We start from the raw sequence: 24,188 nt of genomic DNA on the forward strand, positions 1-24,188 counted from the left end.
CCTGATTTTGATCGATTGTTTTACTCAATTGCTTGGCAAATATTACCGTTCACGCAAGGCTTCTTTGGCTTTATTAAATGGCTTGATCAGATAATCCATCACGGTTTTTGAACCAGTACGAATATCCACGGTGGCCACCATCCCTGGAGTAATATTGAACTCCTGCCCGGCATTATTGCTGAGCTTGTCGCTATCGGTACGGATATACACCCGATAATAAAATTGATCCTGCTTGACTTCATCACGGATGGTGTCTGGTGAAATCATCGCAACTTTACCATTCAACCCACCATAGATCGAATAATCATAAGCTGTAATTTTAACCAATGCTTCCTGATCAGGGCGAATAAAGGCAATATCACGCGGCGAGATTCGTGCTTCAACCAGTAATTTTTCATCCAGTGGCACGATGGTCATCAACTTGCCATTTTGTGGAATCACGCCGCCCAGCGTCATCACATCAATCTCTTTGACGACACCGCGAACCGGTGATTTAAAAACAGTTCGGCTCAAAGTATCCGACTTGCCACGTACCACCTGTTGCTGGGTTTCTACATCAGTATTGGCTTTGGACAATTCTTCCCGCGCATTCACATAATATTGATTACGGATATCATTCATCTGATTACGCAGATCATTGGCTTCACGTTTTAGACGCAACACTTCAACCTCACTGGCTGCCCCTTTGGCGACCAAGGGAGCGGTCATTTCCAGCTCTTGCTGTACCAGTACCAAGGCCTGTTCTAGACCGGCCACGGATTCCTCCAGATTGGCACGACGTGACTGATACAGTGCCGTTTCTTCTTTCACCAGTTTTGGATATTTCAAGACTTCTTCGGGAAATACCAATGGCGTACCGCTCACTTCCGCGCGTAAGCGAGCTGAGGTCGCACGTGACGACACTAGCAAGGATTCAGATTCACCGACATTGGATTCAAAACGGGTCGGGTCGAGCTGAGCCAATACTTGGCCGCGCTCTACAATTTCACCTTCTCTAACATTGAGCGTGGTCAAAATACCGCCTTCTAAAGACTGAACCACCTGCTCTTTAGAAGATGGAATCACTTTACCCGTACCGGTAGAGACTTCTTCCAGGCTAAATAACCAGGCCCAGATCAGCAATACCAATAAACCAATGCCGACAATCCAGATAATGACACTCGATTTAGGTAAAGGTGGTTCCTGAAAGCTGACTTTGCTTGAACGTTTTAGCTCTTTGAGTTCACTCATGCACTTGCTCCAACAACCCGCTTATTGCCACCCTGTGACTGATTCAGGATCTGATCTCGTGGACCATCCATGACAATTTTCCCATCATTCACCACAATAATACGATCCACCAGCTCCAGTACCGCACGGCGATGCGTCGCAACCACCATGGTACGATGGCTCAAATAACTTTTAAGATGATCAATCAACTGCTTTTCTGACACATCATCAATCGCAGCAGTAGGTTCATCTAGCAGTAGAATTTTCGGTTGACGGATCAATAACCGTGTTAACAACAGCGCCTGACGCTGACCGCCAGAAAAACCAACACCACCTTCCAGAATGATATGATCCAGACCTTCTTTTTTCTCCTGCACAAAAGCGAATGCACCGGTGATTTGCAATGCTTCCAGAATTTGCTGATCGGTGGCCAAAGGTGCACCCAAAGTCAGGTTTTCACGAATTGAACCATAAAATAACTGCGAGTTCTGATTCAGCAAGCCCATATCACGACGTACATCTGAAGGATCAATCAGGGTCAGGTCAATACCATCCAGCTTGACCTTGCCCTGTAACGGTGTCTGCATACCAGACAAGAGCTGCAACAAGGTCGATTTTCCTGCACCATTACGGCCCAGAATTGCAATTTTCTCCCCGGGCTTGATCTCTAGCTTGGGAATCATCAAACTCGGTTTCGGATCATCATCGCCATATTTGAACACCACACCGTTGAGCTCATAATGCCCATCCAGTGCCGGACGATGAATCAGGTGCGAATAATCCGGCTGGTCCACCGGTTTTTTCATGAGTTCATCCAAACCAGCCTTGGCGACTTTAGCCTGTTGCAAGCGACCCAGTACACCCGTAATTTGTGAAATTGGTGCCAGCATGCGTGAAGATAGAATCGAACAGGCCACCAGTGCGCCTGTGGTCATGTCACCCTCCATCACCGCAAAAGCCTCGACCAAGACTACAATTGCAAAGGTCAGTCCCTGAATTTTTTGGGTCCAGGCGGTCATCAAGCCGACAATTTTACGTTGCTGCATGCTGACATCGGCTGACACTTCATTCATATGATTCCACTGGTTCTGGAAACGCGTTTCAGCTCTTAACAGCTTGATGTCTTCAATTCCTTGTACAGCTTCTACCAGCAAGGCATTGCGGATGGCAGATTCGCGCATGCCCAACTGAGCCAGCTGTGCCAATTTTTTCTGCGCCAGAATTCCCGGAAGAATCATTAAGGGTACAACGAGTAGCATGACCCAGAACAGATTGCCACCGATCACCCAGAAGATCCCTAAGAACAGGAAGAAGAATGGCAGATCGGCAATTGCTGTGACTGTGGTTGAAGTCACCAGTTCGCGGACGCCTTCCAGCTCACGAATTTGTGAAATAAAGGTTCCTGTTGATTTGGAACGTTCGCTGTTTTTAATCCGTAATGAATGACCAAAAACCCGGTCAGAAATTTTTAAATCCGCACGTTTACCAATAATGTCTGACAGATAGATCCGCGAGACACGTAATACAAATTCAAAAATCGCAGCGATCAGCACGCCACCGGCCAACATCCATAACGTCGGAATAGATTGCGATGGAATGACACGGTCATAGACATTCATCGAGAAAACTATCGTGGCCAGTGCCAGAATATTGGCAATTAAAGACGCAAACATCACATCGATATAGCGCTTCCAGTCATTCAGGACAATTGACCAGAACCAGTTTTTCTCAAAGGGTTTGATATATTCATCCACCCGCGCATCTGGAACTGAAGATTCAGGACGCAGCACATAAAGATGCTTTATGCCAACCTCTAACTGTTCAATCGTGAAACTTTGAGATAAACCTTCATCACCACTGAGCTGGATGCTGACATTGCCCTGTGTGTCGATGCGTTCAATCACCCCCACATCACCACTCTCGAATTCAACCAGTAAAGGTAAACGCCATGGATTCAGCAGGCTGCGCTCAAATTTATTTTTACGGACATTTAAACCCATCTGACGACTGACAATCTTGAGCATGTCATCGATGTCATGATGCTGGTTCCAGTCCAGTTGCAGGCGTATCCGCTCCTCAGAAGGCTCGATCCGGTAATGCCGGGCAATATTTAAAACCGCTTTAAGCCACGGTTGATAATTTATTGTAGTACTCATGGCTGAACTTCAAACCCCTGAATAGAAATACGGTTAAGCGCGTAAATATCCCGTGTACGGCCGGTGACCTGAATGTACTGTACGATCGCCGAATAAATGTCATAGTGCGCCAATTCAATTTCCTGCGCGGCAGTATGAATGGCTTGCTCGGCGTTCAGCAAATCCACTACGGTTCGGGTGCCCAATTTATATTGTTCTTGATACAGCTCTTTGGTGCGTACCGTGGTTGCGCGGCGCTGGGATAAAACTCCCATTTGTTTTTGTTTATTTTCAATCTGTTCTCGGATCAAGCGCACCTGATCCAGCACATCCAGATAGACCGTATTGACCTGTGCGCGTGCAGCTTCTTCGGCATAACTGGCGGCACGGGTCTGTGAACGTATTGCACCACCCTGATACAAATTACTGCTGGCTTCAATCATGACTGAATTATAAAAGCCATCATCTTCATTATTATTTGGATTCCGCCCATTCATCGCCTGACTTAGACTGCCTTTAATACTAATAGTCGGATAAGGACTTAATCGCGCCTGATCTTTTTGCAAACGGGCAACATTGACCCCGGCATGGGCCAGAATCATGTTCGGAATCTGGGTAAATTCCGGATCCTGATAAAGATCGGCCTGTGCCACAATACGCTCAGGAATCTCCCATTCAATTGCAGATACATCAAATCCTAGCAAGGTACGCAAGCGTTGTTGATATTGTCTGAGCTGGGTCTGCTGAACAATCAGATTCGATTGTGCTGCTTCCAGATTGGACTGGGCCTGAATCGGGTCAGCCTGACTGCTGATCCCGGCGCGGGCACGCAAATTGGCAATTTCTGCAATCCGTCCAATGCCCTGAATCTGCTGCTGGGCAATCTGGGTAATTTGCTGATAGCGTTTGATATTCACTATTGCATCTGCTACTTCAAATGCGATCTGATCCAAACTAACCAGCACTCTTGCCTGTTCTTCTGCCAAGCGGGCTTCTTCCACACTGATATTGGTTTTAATTTTGCCAAAGTCATACAGCATCTGGGTGGCATTCAAAGAAACGATTTGTCGTCCACGTTCACCGGAAGTGAGATCCCCTGTCCCGATACCACCGGACACCTGCGGATAATAACCCGCTCTCGCTACATCAATATTCGCTGCCTGCGCAGATAATGTCGAAATACTCTGGGTGATTTCAGGACGTCGCTGCACTGCGCGGTGTACGGCTCCCACCAGATTCATTTTTTGTGGAATACCAGCTGTGATCGTAGGATTTAAAGTTGGCTGTCCTGACTGTGAACGAGTAATCTGTGGCAGCTCAGCTTCTTTTGATGTATCTAATGCATAATGACCCAGCGACGTGATATCAATGGTATGCGCGGACCGTGTGGTTTGGGTGCAATCAGTTGACCCAAACCATTTTTGAGATTGGCAAAATAATGGGGTGAGCTTTCTGCATGCCCCAAAGACACAGATAAAGGCAAAAGAAGAATTAATCTCCTTCTTTTTCATTCTGTTTTCCCCTGATTTCTTTAAAAGTGTTCTGCTCTAAATCGCATAATTATGTAATGTTTTCTTGTTTTAGCATAACAATAGGTCAAATCACTTTAAAAGAAATCTTTTTCACTTTGATTTGATCAAAAAAAACCCTGCATCCGACAACTGGCGTCTGATGCAGGGTTTTTATATAAAGCAGGATTATTTAAACAGTGAAATCATCACCCAGATAAACTTTTCTTACGGTCTCATTCGCCAGGATTTCTTCTGGTGTGCCTTCAGCAAGCAATGCTCCTTCACTGACAATATAAGCATGCTCACAAATCGCCAGCGTTTCACGTACGTTATGATCGGTAATCAGTACCCCAATCCCGCGATCTTTCAAGGTCGTAATAATATCCTTAATATCACCAACCGAGATCGGGTCGACACCAGCAAAAGGTTCATCGAGTAACATAAATTTTGGATCTGCCGCCAATGCACGTGCAATCTCGGCACGGCGTCGCTCACCACCGGAAACACTCATTCCTAAAGAATCTTTGATATGAGTGATTTTAAAGTCGGCCAAAAGTTCCGCCAGACGTTGCTGACGCTGAGCCTTGGTCAAATCCTTGCGGGTTTCCAGAATCGCCATAATATTTTGTGAAATTGTCAGCTTGCGGAAAATCGATGCTTCTTGCGGCAAATAGCCAATTCCCTTGCGTGCCCGTTCATGCATGGCCAGATCAGAAAGATCCAGATCATCCAGATAGATTTCACCTTTATCCATACGTACCAGACCGACGACCATATAGAAGCTGGTGGTTTTACCTGCACCATTAGGTCCGAGCAATCCGACAATCTGGCCACTTTCCATACTAAAAGACACATCTTTCACCACCCAGCGCTTATTATAATTTTTCGCCAGATGTTTGATGGTCAAGGTTTGAACTTGCTGCGATTGTTCCATTAATCACGTGCTCCTGGAAAGGATTGTGAAGCTGATGGTGGAATCACAATTTTTACGCGACCTTCAGCTGAACCGGTTTTATTCGGTGTACCAATCGCTTCAACATCACCTTTATTCATACTATATTTTAAAGTCGCACCACGAATACTGGCCCCATCCTGCTGCAATAAGGCATTACCAGACAGGGTAATAATTCCGGTTTCAGCATTGTAGACAATTTTCTGAGCCTGACCTTTGGTCAGACCTTTGGAGGCATCTACTTTTTGCTGGAACTGTGTCGGGCTACCGGTAGCCGTGATCAGGCTAATCTGGCGCTTATTGTTCAGATTGGCCACAATTGAATTGGCTTGCAGCTTCATGGTGCCCTGTTCAATGATGACATTGCCAGAATAGGTCGTCACCCCAGTACGCTCATTAAAAGTCGCGCGATCCGCCAGCAAGGTGATCGGCTGGTTACGGTCAGATGGTAAGGCAAAGGCCGCGATTGAAAAAAGTCCAATCACAGTCGCCAGCGCAGTGCGCTTCAGGAAAGTGTGCATCATTTTGACTTTAGGAATTTGGTTCATACTTTCCTCGAATATTAAAGAATTCGTATTGACCATCATTAAGATTGGCTTTAAGACCCTGGCTGATAAATTCAGCCTGTGGAGACTCCACGATCACCGTTTTATCAGTTTCAATTTCACGTGTTTTTGGAAAAGCCGTCAGCTCCTCAGTACGGAACTCTAACTGTCCATTTTGCATGATTTTGGTGGCAAGCACTTCTTGAGAGAGTACAACTTTTGTATTGTCATCATAGCCATGCGCCATTTTGGCAGAGAAAGTCGCATCGACTTGAGCATTGTCATAGGTCGAAGCTTGCAAATTTTCCAGCTTGGAGGTCTGTTGCTGTAGGTTCTGCTCAAGTCGATCCACTTGGGCGCGAACCGATAACATACCTGATTCATCTGTCTGGGTTAAGTTAATATCTTGAGCGGAATAGGTCATGCTGCGCGCGGAGTCCGTCTGCAGCTTGTTGCCCTTGCCACTGTAATAATAATAACCACCACTTATTGCGGCAATCGTCACAGCCGTAATATATAAAACTTTAGTATCCATAAGCGGTGTACTTAATCCAAAAGATATGACTTATTAATAAGGCGCACGAGTATATTTTTCAAGTAACTCTTGGTATACGCCTTTGGACATTAACAACATATCGCAGATTTCACGCACCGCACCACGGCCACCCAGCGCCTGAGTCACCAGATCGGCACGGCGACGAACTTCGACATGACCATTCGGTACGGTCACTTTCATGCCAGCAATGGCAAAAGCAGACAGATCAGGCCAGTCATCGCCCATATATAAGCAGTCTTCAGGGTCGATATTGAGCTGTGCACATGCTTCGCGTAGTGCTGTGCCTTTATCTTCACGGCCCTGATAGACCAGATCCACACCCAGATCCGACATTCGTTTTTCGACAATATTACTTTTACGGCCAGTGATAATAATCACCTTGATTCCAGCCTGCTGAACCAGTTTCATACCCAGACCATCGCGGATATCGAATGATTTGATTTCATCACCAGTATTGGTCAGCGTTACAAAACCGTCACTTAAAATACCATCTACATCAAGCACTAATGCTGCAATATGACGTGCCTGCTCTAATAATACATAAGATGCCATTTATTAATTTACCCCAGCCTGAATCAGGTCATGCATACTAATCACACCAATCACTTTATTGGCCTCATCAACCACTACAAACTGGTTGATTTTACGTTCATTCATACGTTCCAGCGCCACGACTGCACGTGCTTCCTGAGAAATGGTCAACGGATTTTTGGTCATCACGTCCTGAATTGCCAGATTGACATCAAAACCTTGCTGTTTATCAATTAAACGACGCAAGTCACCATCGGTAAAAATTCCCAGCAAGACATCATTTGCATCTACGACCGTGGTTAAGCCCAAGCGCTTGTTAGAAATTTCATACAATACTTTGTTCATGGCGGTATCTGGTGAAACTTTAGGTAAATCATCACCCGTACGCATCAGATGTTTTACATGTAATAACAGACGCTTGCCCAAAGCTCCGGCGGGATGCGAGCGGGCGAAATCATCTGAAGTAAAACCACGCGCATCCAGTAACGCCACCGCCAAAGCATCGCCTAAGGCCAAGGTGGCAGTCGTTGATGAGGTGGGTGCCAACCCGAGCGGACAGGCTTCCTGAATATTGCCCAGAGTCAAAGCCACATCGGCATTTTGTGGCATTGGGCCACGCTCATCGCCGCTAATGGTAATTAAAGGAATTTCAAGATGTTTGATGAGTGGCATCAGCATCATGATCTCATCACTCTTGCCTGAGTTTGAAATCGCAATCAGCACATCACCCGCGACCAGCATTCCCAAGTCGCCATGACCGGCTTCACCCGGATGCATAAAGAATGAGGGTGTTCCGGTCGAAGCAAAGGTCGCCGCCATTTTACGGCCAATATGACCTGATTTGCCCATTCCGGTAATTACCAGACGGCCAGTACACTGTAGAATAACTTCACAGGCCCGGCTAAAACGGCCATCAATCTGTGTGGCTAAAATCTGTAATGCATTTTCTTCGATGCGCAGTGTTTCAAGTGCGACTTTCTGGAAATCTAGTTGATTCGCTGTTTTTTGTGGATTCAAAGCCTGTTTACCTACGCTAAGGACAGAGAAAAACTCTGGTTTGATGGGCATAATTTTCGCAATTTTAGCATAGCTATGCAATTGTAAGCTTTCTAAATGTAGAAGATTCGACGGATTTTTAATATATTCAGATTGTATTCAACTTGCGCAATCTGGTATCTCCACCTCTACATTCGCTCCATTTTTAAAACTATAGAATGTGCTTATTTTTATTTTTTAGGGGAACACGCTTACGCTATCCAAAATAGGTTTGGTTCAAATCAGACCAGACTCATTCAAATATAATTCAATCATACTGGCAAACACTGCCTCTGAAAATGTAAGCTCAATATCGCCATTTCACTTCCTGAACCTCTTCTTCCTAAATCACTCTTGTCGCCTAACTCCCCTAAATAACTGAGGCTTTTTACGCTTTTATCTTTATGAATAATTATGCTTAGGTTAAGATGATTCATCCTTTTATTTGAAGTCTTTTGAACAGCTATGCAACCATTTGTTCTATATAACTCAGAGCAACGCAAAAAAGTAGAATTCGTACCTCGTGTTGAAGGTCAGATTGACCTGTATGTCTGTGGAATGACGGTTTATGACTACTGTCATATTGGACATGCACGTACAGTGGTTGCATTTGACTATATTATCCGCTTCCTGCGTAGCCAAGGCTGGAAAGTCAAATATGTGCGTAATATTACGGATATTGACGACAAAATTATTAAACGTGCCAATGAAAATGGCGAAAGTATCTCAGAATTAACAGGTCGCTTTATTGATGCGATGAATGAAGACTTTTCCAAACTGGGCTGCCTTGCACCTGATGTAGCACCTAAAGCGACAGATTATATCGATCAAATGCAGGATATGATCAGCAACCTGGTCGACAAAGGTACGGCTTATCCATCCAATAATGGTGATGTCTACTTTGAGGTCGAGAAGTTTGCCAAATATGGTCGTCTTTCTGGCCGTAAACTGGAAGATATGCAAGCGGGTGCGTCTGAACGTGTCGATGTCGAAGTTGAAAAGAAACATCCATTTGACTTTGTACTGTGGAAACATGCCAAGGAAAATGAACCGTCATGGGCTTCCCCTTGGGGTAATGGCCGTCCGGGTTGGCATATTGAATGTTCAGCAATGTCGACCTGCTGCCTAGGCAATCATTTCGATATTCATGGCGGCGGTGCTGATTTGACCTTCCCGCACCATGAAAATGAAATTGCACAATCTGAAGCTTCTACTGGTGAACAGTATGTCAATTACTGGATGCATGCCGGATTTATTAATGTCGATGGCGAGAAAATGTCGAAGTCTTTAGGCAATTTCTTCACTATTCGCGACGTGATTGAAAAATTCCATCCGGAAGTGGTGCGTTATTTCATTGTGTCTTCCCATTATCGTAGCCCGGTGAATTACTCGGATGTTGCCTTAAAAGAAGCAAAAAATACCTTGTCTCGTTTCTACCATTCTTTTAAAACCTATCAGGCGGTTTATGGTGATCATCTGATTGAAACTCTGGATGAGGCTTTGGTTGAGCGTTTCAATGCCGCTATGCGTGATGATTTCAATACGCCTGAAGCGATTGCGGTATTGTTCGAAATCAATAAAGAGCTGAATCGTACCGTGAAAGAAGAAAATGCGGAACAGGCAGCGATCTACTACGCAACTTTACGTCACCTGACCAATATTCTCGGTCTGGTACAGCAAAATGTAGATGAGTTCCTCAAATCTGACATTGGTCAAGAAGCTCTAGGATTGTCACCTGAACAAATTGAAGATTTGATTCAACAGCGTCAGGATGCCAAGAAAGCCAAAGAGTTCGCACGTGCGGATGAGATTCGTCAATCTTTACTTGATCAAGGCGTGGTACTTGAGGATACCCGTCAAGGTACAGTTTGGCGTCGTGCTGATTAATTAATCAAACAGATTTATAGGGAGTTGACACTGCTGTGGAATTCTCTATAATTCACCTCATTGCGGGAATAGCTCAGTTGGTAGAGCATAACCTTGCCAAGGTTGGGGTCGGGAGTTCGAGTCTCCTTTCCCGCTCCAGAATACGAAAAACCCTTATCGAAAGATATGGGTTTTTTTATTGTGTTTGAAAAAATTTATTAATAAAATGCATATCTCAAATCACTTATTCATCCTTTTTTACCTTGACATTTTTTTGGGTTAGTCATGACAAAGTGCTATTGTGGATAAACTTTAAAACTTTCAATCCCTTTCATAACGATATCGTTTCATGACTTATAAATTAAATGCTCGTCATCTAATTCTAGATCTTTTATATGCATCTAAAAACTCCACCCTGTCTATTAAGCGGATCTTAGCTGCTGCTGAATTATTAGGTATATCTGACAATGGTATCCGTGTCGCTGTAGCCCGATTAAATCAGGAAAATGTCATTCAAGCTGTAGAGCGCGGCGTGTATCAATTGCTAGAGAAAAAATTCGATACTTCTTTTATCAGCTTAAACAAACATCCTGATATGCAAACGGCGACTACATGGAACGGAAAATATGTGCTGGTCTATACCGGTACTTTGGGACGTGTAGACCGTACGGCATTATCTAAAAGGGAAAAAGCGCTACGTTATTATGGTTTTCAGGAACTAGAGCAAAATGTTTTTATTCGTCCCGATAATTTAACGCTAAATCTAAGTCCATTAAAAACAGCTGTAATCCAGTTTGGATTAGATCCTGACGCACGTTTTTTTCAAGTCAGTCAACTGGAAAGTGAAACCGAAATTCGTGATTTATGGGATATCGAAGAGCTACATCAGACCTATCATCAAGTACAGCATGATATTAACGACTGGTTTGAAAATTACCAAAATCTGACTTTAGCAGAGGCTGCAAAAAGTGCTTTTTATTTAGGTAAATCTGCCCTATTTAGTTTGCGTGCTGACCCTTTGCTTCCTGCAGAATGGATAGATACCGAGGCTCGACAACAATTTGAGCTCGCAGTCCGCAAAATAGAAAAACAGGGACAACTTTTATGGCAACACTATTTTAAAGACCAAGGGCTCTAAATTATTTCTTTTTTATACACAAAAATAAATTGACTGTAATATTTCATCCAAATATATTGAATATAGCAATAAGAACTAAATATAGGCAGAAGAATGAACAGCAAGGTCAGTGTCACAGAACTTTTTAGTCGTGATGAAATTAAAGAACTCACCACGACCTCAGACTTGCATGGTGCTTGGGCAGTAGGTTCGACATGGACCGTAATTGTCATGACCTTTGGCACGGTCGCCTATAGCTGGGAATATTTACCTACGTGGGGAAAAGTCCTGATGTGCGCGCTGGCATTGGCCATTCTTGCTGGACGCCAGCTTGCGATGGCTATTTTGATGCATGATGCCTCGCACCATAGCCTGTTCAAAACCAAATGGTTAAATACCCATCTGACTGATTGGCTCTGTGCACGCCCGATCTGGAATGATGTCAGCAAGTATCGTCCTTACCATTTGAAACATCATGCTAAAACCTCGCAGCCTGATGATCCTGACTTGGGGTTGGTGAAGAATTTCCCTATTACTCAAAGCTCACTATTCAGGAAATTCTTCCGTGACCTGAATGGGCAATCTGGGCTTAAATTTCTCGCTGGTCGGATATTGATGGATCTTGAATTACTGGAATGGAGTGTTTCCAATGACCCCAAGCCAATTCCGCGTGGTGATCGCAGCAATTTAGAGTTAGCAAAGAATCTATTTAAGAACAGTTCCGGTATGCTCATCTCAAATGCAGCAATTTTTTCTGCTCTTTGGGCCAGTGGGCATCCCAAACTGTATTTATTATGGCCTCTCGCCTATATCACTCCATTTCCTTTGTTCATCCGCATCCGAGCCATGGCTGAGCATGCCGGATTAGAAACCAGTCATTCTGCCCTTAGCAATACCCGCACCACCCGTGCAGACTGGCTGGCACGTGCTTTTGTAGCCCCAATTCATGTGAACTATCATATTGAACATCATTTGATGGCCTCTGTGCCGCATCAAAAGCTGGCGAAAATGCATCAGATGTTAAGGGAGCGTCAGTATGTCGATGCTCCGCCAAGTTATCTGGATGTGATTCGCTCACTTTTAAAAAAATAAAAAATATTTCTGCGGTTGAGACTATTCAATTTCAATGTGGATGGCTTTCGGCATGTGAATGCGGATGTGAGGATTGTCCCCGATGTTCTAGTGGGCAGTCTTCCGCTTCGATCTGCAAGGTCATCTCGGTAATATGATGCTCATGGTGGAGCATCTCGAAAGCTTGATGACGCAGTTTCCGATAATCCACATTCGGCGCAACCAGATGCACTGTCAGCATGACTTTTTTGGAAGTAATCGCCCAGACCTTGAGCTGATGAATATCCTGGACCCCGTCAAGCGCCAAGAGATCGTGACGTAATTTTTCAATATCAATTTCCTCCGGCACACCTTCAAGCAGAATATTGATGCTCTGTTTCAGCAAAACCCAGGTTCTTGGCAATACCCAAAATCCGATTAATACTGCAATGAGTGTATCTATCCACATCCAGCCGGTGAAATAAATCACTAGCGCTCCAATAATCACGCCTACAGATCCCAACGCATCACTCAGCACTTCCAGATAAGCGCCTTTGACATTGAGGCTTTCCTGACTGCTGGATACCAGAATTTTCATGGAAATCAGATTAATGATTAGCCCCAAGGTGGCCACGCTCATCATGCCCAAGCTCTGGATTTCCGGCGGATGACTCAAACGCTGATAAGCTTCAAACAAAATATAAATCGCAACCACAAATAGCATCACGGCATTAAACAGGGCAGCCAGAATTTCAAAACGCTGATAACCAAATGTCCGTTTATTGTCTGCCGGTTTTTGTCCAATTTTGATAGCGACTAAAGCAATAGCCAATGCAGCAGCATCGGTAAACATATGCGCAGCATCAGAAAGTAAGGCCAAACTTTGAGTTAGAAAACCAGCAATCACTTCCACAATTAAAAAAGTCGTGGTTAATGCCAACGCTATTGATAATTTTTTGGCATTTTTTGCAGTCACGGCGACATGACTATGTTCATGATGATGTGAATTCCCCACCGGCCACTCCTTCCTTCTTATTCAATGAGGACTATATCCTCAGCATCTTTTCAAGTTTTCTTCTGATTCATATTACGCTTGAATTTTATATATTTAAGTAGGTTTTTTATGAACTGTTTTATCAGTCGGCATTAAATTAAAGTTTTAGCTTTTTCATGCTCTGCCAGCCACGCCTGTACCGAAGCACGCTTAAAATTACGCTCGACATATTCTATTATTTTCACAGGAAGTTTCACCTGATGACTCAGCAGACGATGCAAAATAAAGGCCAAATCAAAGTCTGCAATGGACCAGTGTTCAGTCAACCATATGTCCTCCAGCATATGTTCTGCCACATTCACCAAGCGCTGAATTTCTTCAGTGATCGGAGCTGTAAGAGGTGTAGATATTTTTGCTGGATGAAATACCGAATCAGAAGGCATTTGCTGGCGGATTTGCATAAAATCGGTTTTGACCAAGGCTTGTAGGGCGCGACATTTGGCTCTGGCCTGAATTTCCTTTGGATATAATGCCGGATAATTAGGTGCTGGAAAGACATCCTCCAAGTATTCAGTGATTGCCCATGATTCAAACAGACTAAAATGATCTAGCGTTAAACACGGAACTTTAGCACTTGGGCAAATGGCTTGATAAGCCTCAGATTTCTGTTGCTGCTGATCTAAATCGACCACTATTTCCTGAAAATCTAAACCCTTTTCTTTTAAGGCAACATAGACCGACATGGCATAAGGGCTGATTCTGTTTTTATCGACATATAAACTTATATTTTGCATATCCTTGATCCTGATAGGCTTGTTGTTTTTATTCAGTACGGCAGCCTTACTCTACTCTCTTTCCTATATAAAAGGAAAATGACCCGCTTCATGTAGCAATCACACAAAAATGTTTATACAGTTGCCGATAGCGAAGCGATATTCATTATTTTCTATTTTGCACAGGATCGGTAGATAAAGCCTTTTATTTTGCTTTTGATTCACGTTAAATTAAATCATTCTCTTGATATCAAAAAACTATGCTGAACTTAGCCCACCTCCCCGATACCGTTTATGCCATTCAACATCTCGCTTTTGAAGACTTAGGCGCTTGGGAAGATATTTTTTATCAGCTCGGCTTACGTGTGCGTTATTTCGAAGCCGGTATCGATGATCTCACTAAGGCTTTTGAACATCCCGGATTAACAGTCATTCTCGGTGGCCCGATTGCAGTCTATGAAACTGAGGATTATCCTTTTTTACAACAGGAAATAGACTTACTTAAAGTTCGCCTGCAAAAGAATTTACCGACATTAGGCATCTGTTTAGGTGCGCAATTAATTGCTGCTGCATTGGATGCTGAAGTCTATCCAGGAGATGTAAAGGAAATTGACTGGTCTAAACTCAGTCTTGCTTCTATTGAAAATAATCCACTAAAAGCTCTGGATGATATTGACGTCCTGCATTGGCATGGTGATACCTTTGACCTACCTGAACAGGCTGAATTGCTGGCCAGCTCTGATCTTTATCCAAATCAGGCCTTTCGGGTAGGACAGAACATTCTGGCACTACAATTCCATGCTGAAGTGGCCAGTGAAAGTTTAGAGAAATGGCTGATTGGACATACCTGTGAGTTACGCAAAGCCCAGATCAATATTCCCGCCTTACGGGCGGATCATCAAAGCTATGCGCCCGCGCTTGAACAGGCAGCCAGTTCGGTATTGATGCATTATTTAGAAAACCTGCAACTTAAATAACCGTAATAAAAAAGCACCCTGTTGGGTGCTTTTTTAATTTGTCATTCTTACTTTTTCGGAGCAGGTACAGAAGCCTCAGTAGTAATGTTCACTGTAATTTTATCGCCCACATTTGGAACATAACCGCCTACCCCAAAGGCTGAACGGTTAAATGAAGTGGTTGCATTAAAACCAATCGTTTGTAATTTTGTCATTGGGTGCACACCTTGTTTGTTTAAAACCGCATCCAGTACCACAGGTTTAGTGACATCTTTCACGGTTAAGTTACCGGTGATTTTGTATTTGTTTTTGCCTAAAGCCTGAACTTTAGTACTTTTAAAAGTGATATTCGGATATTTGGCAGCATCAAAAAATTCTGCTGTCTTAATATGGTCATCCAGTGCTTTCACATTCGTATTAATGCTTGCAACCGGGATGTTCACATTAACCGAAGAATTCGCAGGTTTTGCATTATCAACATTAATGGTACCTTGGATGTCACTGAAGTTTGCAGATGGTGTAGAGAAACCAAAGTGGCTCCAAGAGAAAATAGTTGCTGAATGAGTCGGGTCAATCGTATAGCCCACTGGTTTTGCCATAGAAACTGTTGCTACAGATGCGACCGCCAAGCCTAATACTAATGTTTTGAAATTCATGTTTTTATCTCACGTTTTGGATGTTATTAAGTGTATAGAATCTGGAACCGTTTACAGCCCTAAAGATAAAACGTTTTGTTGCAGTGATGAAACGATAAAATTGTAAGTTATTTTTTTTAATTTTTGAGCTTTAATCCATACGGTACTGGATGAATCCAGTTTTCTTGGCGACTTTGTTATACAACGCTTGTGCCTGATGATTTGATTCCTGAGTCAGCCAGTAAACCCGGTCGCAATTACGCTGCTGTGCAACCTGATAGACATGTTGAATCAACTTACGCGCCACACCCTTTCCCCGATAGTCAGGATGGGTAAATAGATCCTGCAAATAGGCATAAGGTCTTACTGTCCAGCTACTATTATGTTCGATAACATGCACAATCCCCACGACCTTTCCATCCATCAGCGCCGAAAAACCGTACATTGAATCTAATTCATAATTGGTTAATTTATCCCAGGTATTTTCACTCACCTCATCCGAAATTTGGGTCTGATAAAAGCGTTGATAGTCTTGCCATAAAAATAGCCATTCCGGCTGTGATATTTGCTCTAGAGATTTGATCTGGATCTGGGGCTGTATATTCATGTTTAACTGCTTCTTTGGCTTATTTCTTTAATTTAAGTCGTTTCGATAGTGGTCGCTGAATTTTTATAGCGGCCTAAACTTAGCTTTATCTCATCTGGTGCTTATAAGCAACCTATCAGATGAAAATCATCCGGCATAAAAAAAGCCCCAATCAGGGACTTTTCACGCTTTATGTTTAAAGTTTTTCAACCAGAATACGATCAACCTGTTTTAGGCCAGTCGTCTTTTCATGATTTTTACGACGCACTTTAATAACCTTTTCTTCGGCTAATTCTTGCAGCATTAAATCAACTGCAACCATCGCTTCAAGAGCTAACTCCTGTCCGATCCACTTGAGTTCGCCTGCATCCATTAAAGTAATTTCATCGTTAATTTGTTCATACAAGCTCATGTTCATCTCACTCTTTCATTTCGACTATGGGAGAGCTTTCTAACGGTTGCCACATGAAAACAACGCTAAAAAGCGAAAAAACAAAAGACGCCCCAAAATTGGAGCGCCTTTTAATAAACCGCCTAATCAGTTGATTATGCAGTAATCTCTTTTACAGCTGCAACCACTGCTTCAGTGGTAATACCGAAGAACTGGAACAGATCTTTTGCAGGTGCAGATTCACCATAAGTGGTCATACCGATGACGCGACCATCAAGACCCACAAATTTCCACCAGTAATCTACATGTGCAGCTTCAACAGCAACACGTGCACGAATATTTGATGGCAGAACCGCTTCACGATAAGCTGCATCCTGCTTCATGAATTCTTCAGCACATGGCATAGATACTACACGCACGCCTTCAAGCTGTGCATAAGCTTCCATTGCCAGAGATACTTCAGAACCAGTTGCGATAATGATGGCTTTCAATTCGCCTTTTTCTTCAGCCAGTACATAACCACCTTTCGCAGCGTTCTCAATTTGAGCTTGAGTACGGGTTTGGAATGGCAAGTTCTGACGAGAGAAAATCAATGCGGTCGGACCTTCAGCACGCGTTAATGCAGATTTCCAGGAAATTGCTGCTTCAACGGTGTCACATGGACGCCATGTATTCAGGTTTGGTGTACCACGAAGTGATGCGATCTGCTCAACAGGTTGATGCGTTGGACCATCTTCACCCAGACCAATTGAGTCATGTGTATACACATGGATCACGCGTTGTTTCATCAATGCAGACATACGTACGGCATTACGTGCATATTCCATAAACATCAGGAATGTTGCTACGTAAGGAATGAAACCGCCATGCAGTGCAACACCATTCGCGATTGCAGTCATACCGAATTCACGTACGCCATAGTGTACGTAGTTACCTGCCGGATTGTCCTGTACGCCTTGCGCGCCTTTCCAAAGGGTCAGGTTAGAACCTGCAAGGTCCGCAGAACCACCTAGAACTTCTGGCAATAATGGAACAAGTGCTTGCAATGCATTTTGGCTCGCTTTACGCGTTGCGATCGTTTCAGCTTTGGCATTCACTTCTGCAATATAAGCATCCGCTTTTGCAACGAAGTCAGCCGGTAATTCACCAGATAAACGACGTTTAAGCTCAGCTGCTTCAGTTGGATATTTTGCAGCATAAGCAGCAAATGTTTCGTTCCAAGCTGCTTCTGATTCAGCACCTTTGGCTTTCGCATCCCAAGCTGCATAAACATCTTCAGGAATTACAAATGCTTCATCAGTCCAGCCTAGTGCTTCACGAGTCAAGACGATTTCGTCATGACCGAGTGGTGCACCATGACTGTCTTCTTTACCTTGCTTGTTTGGTGAACCCAAACCAATCACGGTTTTACAGATAATGATGGTTGGTTTAGCAGTTTCAGCTTTCGCCTCAACAGTTGCCTGACGGATTGCATCTGCATCGTGACCATCAACTTTAATCACTTGCCAGCCGTACGCCAAGAAGCGTTGTTCTGTATCGTCAGAGAACCAGCCTTCCACTTCGCCATCAATCGAGATGCCATTGTCGTCATAGTAAGCAATCAGTTTGCCTAGACCCAATGTTCCTGCCAAAGAACATGCTTCGTGAGAAACACCTTCCATCAAACAGCCATCGCCCAGGAAACAGTAAGTGAAGTGATCTACAACTTGGATGTCGTCTTTGTTAAATTGTGCAGCTAGGGTTTTTTCAGCCAGTGCAAAACCAACAGCATTCGCAATGCCTTGACCTAAAGGACCAGTCGTCGTTTCAATCCCTGGTGCATAACCCAATTCCGGGTGGCCAGGTGTTTTAGAATGAAGTTGACGGAATGCTTTAAGATCTTCAATCGAAAGATCGTAGCCCGTTAAATGAAGAAGCGCATATTGAAGCATAGAGCCATGGCCATTTGATAATACAAAACGGTCACGGTTTGCCCAATTCGGGTTGGTCGGGTTGTGGTTCATGAATTCACGCCAAACCACATCAGCGATATCTGCCATCCCCATTGGAGCACCTGGATGTCCTGAGTTTGCTTTTTGCACAGCATCCATTGCCAATACACGAATTGCGTTTGCAATACGACGTTCATTAAGCGGGGTTGTCATAAATCAGAGTCCAAAATATTCAGAAATAGGAAATGATGAAAAGACTTTCAAAACTGCTGTCTATTGTCTTAAAAAAACAGCGAGGGGTAAAGACTAACCAACAATATTTATCAGTTTATTGAGTGTCTCTTGCCTTATCGTACAATTATTCCACATTTCTTCTTCGGCTTCGGTTCTCTGTGCTGATTTTCAGATTGAATTATCCTTCATTTCAAAAGCGACTTTAGTTTCTGTATCTGGATTCCAAGCTGATAAACAGGATTGAATTTATGCTGATTTTGTTTCTATTTCATATGTCTCACACTATTATTTTTGAAGAAAATTTATATGACTCTCTGATCTATTCATAATGTAATTTGTATTAAATTTTATAAAATATTGGCAGGATTGTTTGATATACAGGTGAAAATCTAATTTGCTTAGGCTAATTTCCAACCTCGGTAGACTTATTGTCCCTGACAGTCTTTAGGCAAATAGCGCTGCTGAATATCAGTGGAGTAACATTTGCCACTATGAACGTCAAAAGCAACCGATTTCCCGCGAATCGCAGCATCTACTCCCTGCTCTCGTATCTTGAACTCTATCCGGCATGCGGCATTAATGATCACTTTTTCGATATATTGACCATGCCCACCAATCTCACGTCCGGCATCACAGTGCTGATCCGAAGCAATAAACTGGGTTCGATATGCTCCAGCTTGCTCAAATACTTCGGCCAATTGATTACGTACGATATAAGCTTGATAACTCATAAAAGCCATCGTTACTAAAATCGCGATAATGATGAGCACGATCAGCACTTCAATCAGGGTAAATGCCTTTTGATACATGATTTCTGATCTCCGTACAGTCTTGCTCCAAGAAGTCCATACAAAAAGAATCTTGGCCATGCTTAACCGGCCAGTAGTGAAACCTTAGGCCTAATATGCAGAGAAGCCGATGCAACCACAATACAGCTAGTCGAATCATGTTGAATCACATGCGAGCGTATTAATGTAATGATCACTTTCCTGAAAATTGCTCAGATTTTAGCTTTATATTTTTCCAATCAACGATCTTTTAAAATTTATTCGAGAATATAACTGTTTAATTTTGCTACATCTGGGAAAATCCGGATTAATTTGTCGCTCCTTGCCAAATCAGCAATGACGGTTAAATCGACATATCAATTTTTTTAATTCTATTAATCAATTAAAAACACAATAATTTGAAACAATTTCGACCAATTTTGTCGTGTTAAGCTAGTCCTAGAGCGCAACTCGATGTAACATATCGGGTCTTTAAAATTAACTGTGATAGGACTATGCGCGAGTACGCTGTATTTACTTCGGAATCTGTAAGCGAAGGCCATCCAGATAAAATGGCTGACCAAATCAGTGACGCTATTTTGGATGCAATCTTAAAAGAAGACCCATATGCACGGGTTGCTTGTGAAACGCTTGTAAAAACAGGTGCGGTTGTACTTGCCGGTGAAATCACAACGACAGCAAATGTTGATTTTGAGGCAATTGTACGTCATACCGTAAACGGAATTGGTTATCACCATTCTGATCTTGGTTTTGATGGTTCAACCTGTGCCGTGATCAACATGATTGGTAAACAGTCACCTGAAATTGCTCAGGGTGTAGACCGCCAGAAACCTGAAGATCAGGGTGCCGGCGACCAAGGTTTAATGTTCGGTTATGCAAGCCGCGAAACTGATGTATTAATGCCTGCACCGATTTCATATGCGCATCGCTTAATGGAAAAGCAGGCTGAATTACGCCGTAATGGCACCTTGCCATGGTTACGCCCAGATGCAAAAAGTCAGGTAACTTTTGCTTATGAAAATGGCGTACCAGTTCGTTTAGATGCTGTCGTTCTTTCGACTCAACATGATCCTGAAATCACTCAAGCAAACCTGAAAGAAGCTGTGATTGAAGAAATCGTGAAGAAAATCATTCCTGCTGACATGTTCCATGCAGACACCAAATTCCACATCAACCCAACGGGTATGTTTGTGATCGGTGGTCCTGTAGGTGACTGTGGTTTGACTGGCCGTAAAATTATCGTAGATACCTACGGCGGTATGGCACGTCACGGCGGTGGTGCTTTCTCTGGTAAAGATCCATCTAAAGTTGACCGCTCTGCTGCGTATGCAGGTCGTTATGTGGCGAAAAACATCGTTGCTGCTGGCTTGGCTGACAAGTGTGAGATTCAGGTGTCTTATGCGATTGGTGTTGCTGAGCCAACTTCAATTTCAATCAATACATTCAATACTGCAAAAGTCTCTGAAGAATTGATTATTGCACTGGTTCGTGAACATTTCGACTTACGTCCATATGGCATTACCCGTATGCTTGACCTGATCCAGCCAATGTATAAGCAAACTGCTGCTTATGGTCACTTCGGTCGTGAAGGTTCAGATACTGCATTTACTTGGGAAAAAACTGACAAAGTGGAAGCGCTTAAAGCCTCTGCTGGTCTATAAGTTTTTCTTAAAAAAAGCCTGCATCATGCGGGCTTTTTTATGTCTTTCATTTCTTCATTTTTAGAATTATCTCTGGCTCATGATGCCAAATATCTAAATACCAAACTTCATACTATAATCTGCATGTCGAATGATAGTTTTGAAGCTCCCCTCTCTGTGAATATCACTATTCCATGAAACTTTAAACAACTTCCGACTGTGCCATTACAGTATAAGTATCGAAAAAAGTTACAGTTAATCAACAAATGTTGATCTATTTGCTAGCATAAATCTAAACAAATGGCTGCTAAATTAGATTGCAGCTCTACAACAACAAAAGGATATTACTCGATGAATAAATTACTGATTGCTTTAGGTTTGGCGACCACTGTTGCCTTAGTCGGCTGTAGTAAAGAAGAAGCGCCTGAAACCGGCGCAACCACAGGTGAGCATTTAGAAAATGCAGCCAATCAAGCCGGTCATGATATGGAAGATGCCAGCCGTGAGGCTGCGGTAGAAACCGAACGAGCAATGGATAATGCCGCGGAAAATACTGCTCAGGCAGCGGACGAAGCAGCTGCTGCAACGTCTAGAGCAGCAGATGCCACTGCGGAAGCAGCACGTAAAGCAACTGCAGCAACAGCTGCGGCAGTTGAGGAAGGTGCCGGAGAAGTTCGGGAAAAAGCTGAAAACTGATTTTAGGATTCAGCTTGATGTTTAAAAGCCTGCGATTGCAGGCTTTTTTATCAGAGATGATTTTAAATATCGAATGATCTAAATTGAAATTGCATTATTTCTTGATGGGATCAATTTTTTATCTAAATGATTCGATAAAATCAAATAAATTGATAAAACTTATCAAGTATTAGAATGACTTAATTGTGATTGAATCGGCAAAACGGGCTGCATTTAAACTGAAATTCAGTAGAATACCAGCCTTTATTTTTAAAATTTAATCTCCCATGTCAGTCATTGTTGCTGCTTCCCAACGGTCGAATATTTCGGTCTGGGCAGCTTTTATTTTGCTTATCATAGGTACAATCGGTGCCTATCAAATCGTAGGCTTAAATCAGGCCCTATTATTTTTGGTTGGTGGTGCACTGGGCATGACCCTGTACCATGCTTCATTTGGTTTTACTTCGAGCTGGCGTGTCTTTATCAAGGAACGTCGCGGCCGTGGTTTACGTGCGCAGATGATTATGCTGGCGCTGGCAGTTTTACTGTTCTTCCCCGCTTTAGGTGCAGGTGAATTGTTCGGCAACCCAGTTAAAGGTAACGTTAATCCTGTTTCCATGTCAGTCATGATTGGTGCCTTTATTTTCGGTATCGGCATGCAACTTGGTGGCGGCTGTGCATCAGGTACATTGTATACTGTAGGTGGCGGTAGCGCACGTATGCTGGTGACGCTCTTGTTCTTCTGTATCGGGTCTGTGATTGCCACCTCGCACCTTGACTGGTGGTTTGCCCTGCCACATCTTGAACCGATTTCACTGGTAGAAAGTTTAGGCGTTCTCCCTGGATTGCTGTTGAGCTTTATCGTTTTTGCCATCATTGCTGCGGCGACTGTTTATTTTGAAAAGAAACGTCATGGTAGCCTGGAAATTGAGCCACGCAGTGAATATCAGGGCTGGAAGCGCTTTGTTCGTGGTCCATGGCCTCTGATTTGGGGCGGTATTATTCTGACCTTGCTCAACTTTGCCACTTTGGCACTGGCAGGTCGTCCTTGGGGCGTGACCTCTGCGCTGGCAGTTTGGGGTGCCAAAGGTGCTACGCTCGTAGGTGTTGATGTAGCTTCTTGGGATTATTGGCAAAAAGCAGGCAATGCCAAAGCACTGGCAGAATCATTATGGTTTGATATTACCTCAATGATGAACTTCGGCATTATGCTAGGTGCTTTGTTGGCGGCGAGTTTGGCAGGTAAATTTGCGCCGAATTTCAATATTCCAAAACGTTCACTGATTGCTGCTGTTGTAGGTGGCATAATGCTGGGCTACGGCGCACGCTTAGCTTATGGTTGTAATATCGGTGCATATTTCAGTGGAATTGCGTCGGGTAGTCTGCATGGCTGGTTATGGCTGGTCTTCGCTTTTATTGGTAACGGGATCGGGGTAAAACTTCGTCCGATTTTCTTCTCGGATGAAAAACCGCAGTCTGAAAAACTGACCGGTTGCTAATGCTTAAAATCAAAAAAGCCCATCTGTGATGGGCTTTTTTCTGGCTTTAGGATTTACAGCGCAGCTTTTAAATTACAGCCATAACCCATGGTCTGCTGAACCTGACGATAAGTCGTATAACGATCCAGAATAAAGGTATAAAAATGATCAGCATCAGAGAAATTAGCTTTTAAATTTTCATTCTTGGCATTGGGCAATTTAATGTCATCGACCAGTTCCAGATTGTAATGTCCCAAACGGAACATATCGGCAAAATAACTATTCATCATATCGCAATAGGCGATTTTACTGGGTTTTAATGCGGTACTGCTAACGAGATGCTGGTTCAAGCTTTGCAGATTATTGACATCTAAAGGAAACTGGTGTGCGAAAGCAATGCTTTCGACTTTCTTAAATTCCTGAAAGTCTTGGGCTAACTGGACATTGAGTGCATCAAAACGTTGCTGCAGTTCCTGTGCGGTCTGAACCTGATATTTGGCTGGATCTACGACCGGTTTTTGTGGTTGTTCCGAACATGCAGTTAATCCAGTGAGCAGCGCTAATGACGTTAGCCATACCTTCATGTTTATACACTCAATT

22 protein-coding genes, 1 tRNA gene and 1 pseudogene are annotated in these 24,188 nt (G+C 43.4%); 8 read left to right on the plus strand and 16 right to left on the minus strand.

Annotated features, from left to right (window positions below; translation table 11 throughout):
- Positions 1-42: 42 nt before the first annotated feature.
- The 8 genes and pseudogenes from NI462_RS02495 to NI462_RS02530 form a co-directional block, all read right to left on the minus strand.
- Positions 43-1,230 carry a beta-barrel domain-containing protein gene (locus NI462_RS02495; protein WP_253158918.1) on the minus strand — a complete coding sequence of 396 codons (1,188 nt, stop codon included), beginning with the start codon at positions 1,228-1,230 and terminating at the stop codon, positions 43-45.
- Positions 1,227-3,365 (minus strand): type I secretion system permease/ATPase, encoded by a 2,139-nt coding sequence (locus NI462_RS02500; protein WP_253158920.1) that lies wholly within the window; start codon positions 3,363-3,365, stop codon positions 1,227-1,229. Before NI462_RS02500 ends, NI462_RS02495 begins: the two co-directional genes overlap by 4 nt.
- Positions 3,362-4,827 (minus strand): annotated as a pseudogene (locus NI462_RS02505) (TolC family outer membrane protein). Before NI462_RS02505 ends, NI462_RS02500 begins: the two are co-directional and overlap by 4 nt.
- 218 nt (positions 4,828-5,045) lie before the next feature.
- Positions 5,046-5,789, minus strand: a complete 744-nt coding sequence (lptB, locus tag NI462_RS02510; RefSeq protein WP_253158924.1) for an LPS export ABC transporter ATP-binding protein — start codon at positions 5,787-5,789, stop codon at positions 5,046-5,048.
- The gene (gene lptA / locus NI462_RS02515; protein WP_005096669.1) at positions 5,789-6,355 is read right to left on the minus strand and encodes a lipopolysaccharide transport periplasmic protein LptA; all 567 of its coding nucleotides are present in this window, start codon (positions 6,353-6,355) and stop codon (positions 5,789-5,791) included. The genes lptB and lptA overlap by 1 nt, the downstream gene beginning before the upstream one ends.
- Positions 6,339-6,887: an LPS export ABC transporter periplasmic protein LptC gene (gene lptC / locus NI462_RS02520; protein WP_253158926.1), complete on the minus strand. Its 549-nt coding sequence runs from the start codon at positions 6,885-6,887 to the stop codon at positions 6,339-6,341. The genes lptA and lptC overlap by 17 nt, the downstream gene beginning before the upstream one ends.
- 33 nt (positions 6,888-6,920) lie before the next feature.
- Positions 6,921-7,460: a KdsC family phosphatase gene (locus NI462_RS02525; RefSeq protein WP_005096667.1), complete on the minus strand. Its 540-nt coding sequence runs from the start codon at positions 7,458-7,460 to the stop codon at positions 6,921-6,923.
- A 3-nt stretch (positions 7,461-7,463) separates the two neighbouring features.
- The gene (locus NI462_RS02530) at positions 7,464-8,507 is read right to left on the minus strand and encodes a KpsF/GutQ family sugar-phosphate isomerase (RefSeq protein ID WP_253158928.1); all 1,044 of its coding nucleotides are present in this window, start codon (positions 8,505-8,507) and stop codon (positions 7,464-7,466) included.
- 432 nt (positions 8,508-8,939) lie between these two features.
- Here NI462_RS02530 and cysS point away from each other — a divergent pair, with 432 nt between their 5' ends.
- From cysS to NI462_RS02550, 4 genes are all read left to right on the plus strand, one after another.
- A complete protein-coding gene (gene cysS / locus NI462_RS02535) occupies positions 8,940-10,361 on the plus strand; it encodes a cysteine--tRNA ligase (protein ID WP_253158930.1) in 1,422 nt (473 codons plus the stop codon).
- Positions 10,362-10,423: 62 nt separating this feature from the next.
- A tRNA-Gly gene (locus NI462_RS02540) sits at positions 10,424-10,499 on the plus strand.
- Between the two features lie 190 nt (positions 10,500-10,689).
- Positions 10,690-11,478 (plus strand): PaaX family transcriptional regulator C-terminal domain-containing protein, encoded by a 789-nt coding sequence (locus NI462_RS02545; RefSeq protein ID WP_219309583.1) that lies wholly within the window; start codon positions 10,690-10,692, stop codon positions 11,476-11,478.
- A 93-nt stretch (positions 11,479-11,571) separates the two neighbouring features.
- Complete coding sequence (locus NI462_RS02550) at positions 11,572-12,549, plus strand: fatty acid desaturase family protein (RefSeq protein ID WP_180038565.1); 978 nt, start codon at positions 11,572-11,574, stop codon at positions 12,547-12,549.
- Between the two features lie 31 nt (positions 12,550-12,580).
- Here NI462_RS02550 and NI462_RS02555 read toward each other — a convergent pair whose 3' ends face one another.
- Positions 12,581-13,522, minus strand: coding sequence for a cation diffusion facilitator family transporter (locus NI462_RS02555; RefSeq protein WP_253158932.1), 942 nt, complete (start codon positions 13,520-13,522; stop codon positions 12,581-12,583).
- Between the two features lie 131 nt (positions 13,523-13,653).
- Positions 13,654-14,295 (minus strand): glutathione transferase, encoded by a 642-nt coding sequence (gene yfcF / locus NI462_RS02560; protein WP_253158934.1) that lies wholly within the window; start codon positions 14,293-14,295, stop codon positions 13,654-13,656.
- Positions 14,296-14,534: 239 nt separating this feature from the next.
- Between yfcF and NI462_RS02565 the strand changes: the two genes are divergently transcribed.
- Positions 14,535-15,251, plus strand: coding sequence for a glutamine amidotransferase (locus NI462_RS02565; RefSeq protein ID WP_219309591.1), 717 nt, complete (start codon positions 14,535-14,537; stop codon positions 15,249-15,251).
- 47 nt (positions 15,252-15,298) lie between these two features.
- On the opposite strand, the gene NI462_RS02570 is transcribed toward NI462_RS02565, so the two are convergent.
- From NI462_RS02570 to NI462_RS02590, 5 genes are all read right to left on the minus strand, one after another.
- Complete coding sequence (locus tag NI462_RS02570; protein WP_253158936.1) at positions 15,299-15,886, minus strand: YceI family protein; 588 nt, start codon at positions 15,884-15,886, stop codon at positions 15,299-15,301.
- Between the two features lie 130 nt (positions 15,887-16,016).
- Positions 16,017-16,472, minus strand: a complete 456-nt coding sequence (locus NI462_RS02575) for a GNAT family N-acetyltransferase (protein ID WP_253158938.1) — start codon at positions 16,470-16,472, stop codon at positions 16,017-16,019.
- Positions 16,473-16,647: 175 nt separating this feature from the next.
- A complete protein-coding gene (locus tag NI462_RS02580) occupies positions 16,648-16,863 on the minus strand; it encodes a hypothetical protein (protein ID WP_180038561.1) in 216 nt (71 codons plus the stop codon).
- Between the two features lie 134 nt (positions 16,864-16,997).
- Complete coding sequence (gene tkt, locus NI462_RS02585; RefSeq protein ID WP_253158940.1) at positions 16,998-18,986, minus strand: transketolase; 1,989 nt, start codon at positions 18,984-18,986, stop codon at positions 16,998-17,000.
- A 446-nt stretch (positions 18,987-19,432) separates the two neighbouring features.
- Positions 19,433-19,816 (minus strand): pilin, encoded by a 384-nt coding sequence (locus NI462_RS02590; protein WP_253158942.1) that lies wholly within the window; start codon positions 19,814-19,816, stop codon positions 19,433-19,435.
- A gap of 473 nt (positions 19,817-20,289) precedes the next feature.
- Between NI462_RS02590 and metK the strand changes: the two genes are divergently transcribed.
- From metK to NI462_RS02605, 3 genes are all read left to right on the plus strand, one after another.
- A complete protein-coding gene (gene metK, locus NI462_RS02595; protein WP_004646663.1) occupies positions 20,290-21,456 on the plus strand; it encodes a methionine adenosyltransferase in 1,167 nt (388 codons plus the stop codon).
- A gap of 330 nt (positions 21,457-21,786) precedes the next feature.
- Positions 21,787-22,131 carry a hypothetical protein gene (locus NI462_RS02600; protein ID WP_005104359.1) on the plus strand — a complete coding sequence of 115 codons (345 nt, stop codon included), beginning with the start codon at positions 21,787-21,789 and terminating at the stop codon, positions 22,129-22,131.
- Between the two features lie 266 nt (positions 22,132-22,397).
- Entirely contained in the window at positions 22,398-23,609 is a 1,212-nt protein-coding gene (locus NI462_RS02605; protein ID WP_195724850.1) for a YeeE/YedE family protein, read from the plus strand.
- Between the two features lie 53 nt (positions 23,610-23,662).
- Here the strand turns inward: NI462_RS02605 and NI462_RS02610 are convergent, their stop codons facing one another.
- Positions 23,663-24,172 (minus strand): hypothetical protein, encoded by a 510-nt coding sequence (locus NI462_RS02610; protein ID WP_253099615.1) that lies wholly within the window; start codon positions 24,170-24,172, stop codon positions 23,663-23,665.
- Positions 24,173-24,188: the final 16 nt, after the last annotated feature.

Source organism: Acinetobacter lwoffii, from assembly GCF_024129715.1.
GTDB lineage: Bacteria > Pseudomonadota > Gammaproteobacteria > Pseudomonadales > Moraxellaceae > Acinetobacter > Acinetobacter lwoffii_U.

Coding starts and splice junctions, on each gene's coding strand:
- NI462_RS02495 (WP_253158918.1), bottom strand. CDS start 1,230: ATGAGTGAACTCAAAGAGCTAAAACGTTCAAGCAAAGTCAGCTTTCAG.
- NI462_RS02500 (WP_253158920.1), bottom strand. CDS start 3,365: ATGAGTACTACAATAAATTATCAACCGTGGCTTAAAGCGGTTTTAAAT.
- lptB (WP_253158924.1), bottom strand. CDS start 5,789: ATGGAACAATCGCAGCAAGTTCAAACCTTGACCATCAAACATCTGGCG.
- lptA (WP_005096669.1), bottom strand. CDS start 6,355: ATGAACCAAATTCCTAAAGTCAAAATGATGCACACTTTCCTGAAGCGC.
- lptC (WP_253158926.1), bottom strand. CDS start 6,887: ATGGATACTAAAGTTTTATATATTACGGCTGTGACGATTGCCGCAATA.
- NI462_RS02525 (WP_005096667.1), bottom strand. CDS start 7,460: ATGGCATCTTATGTATTATTAGAGCAGGCACGTCATATTGCAGCATTA.
- NI462_RS02530 (WP_253158928.1), bottom strand. CDS start 8,507: ATGCCCATCAAACCAGAGTTTTTCTCTGTCCTTAGCGTAGGTAAACAG.
- cysS (WP_253158930.1), top strand. CDS start 8,940: ATGCAACCATTTGTTCTATATAACTCAGAGCAACGCAAAAAAGTAGAA.
- NI462_RS02545 (WP_219309583.1), top strand. CDS start 10,690: ATGACTTATAAATTAAATGCTCGTCATCTAATTCTAGATCTTTTATAT.
- NI462_RS02550 (WP_180038565.1), top strand. CDS start 11,572: ATGAACAGCAAGGTCAGTGTCACAGAACTTTTTAGTCGTGATGAAATT.
- yfcF (WP_253158934.1), bottom strand. CDS start 14,295: ATGCAAAATATAAGTTTATATGTCGATAAAAACAGAATCAGCCCTTAT.
- NI462_RS02565 (WP_219309591.1), top strand. CDS start 14,535: ATGCTGAACTTAGCCCACCTCCCCGATACCGTTTATGCCATTCAACAT.
- NI462_RS02570 (WP_253158936.1), bottom strand. CDS start 15,886: ATGAATTTCAAAACATTAGTATTAGGCTTGGCGGTCGCATCTGTAGCA.
- NI462_RS02575 (WP_253158938.1), bottom strand. CDS start 16,472: ATGAATATACAGCCCCAGATCCAGATCAAATCTCTAGAGCAAATATCA.
- NI462_RS02580 (WP_180038561.1), bottom strand. CDS start 16,863: ATGAGCTTGTATGAACAAATTAACGATGAAATTACTTTAATGGATGCA.
- tkt (WP_253158940.1), bottom strand. CDS start 18,986: ATGACAACCCCGCTTAATGAACGTCGTATTGCAAACGCAATTCGTGTA.
- NI462_RS02590 (WP_253158942.1), bottom strand. CDS start 19,816: ATGTATCAAAAGGCATTTACCCTGATTGAAGTGCTGATCGTGCTCATC.
- metK (WP_004646663.1), top strand. CDS start 20,290: ATGCGCGAGTACGCTGTATTTACTTCGGAATCTGTAAGCGAAGGCCAT.
- NI462_RS02600 (WP_005104359.1), top strand. CDS start 21,787: ATGAATAAATTACTGATTGCTTTAGGTTTGGCGACCACTGTTGCCTTA.
- NI462_RS02605 (WP_195724850.1), top strand. CDS start 22,398: ATGTCAGTCATTGTTGCTGCTTCCCAACGGTCGAATATTTCGGTCTGG.
- NI462_RS02610 (WP_253099615.1), bottom strand. CDS start 24,172: ATGAAGGTATGGCTAACGTCATTAGCGCTGCTCACTGGATTAACTGCA.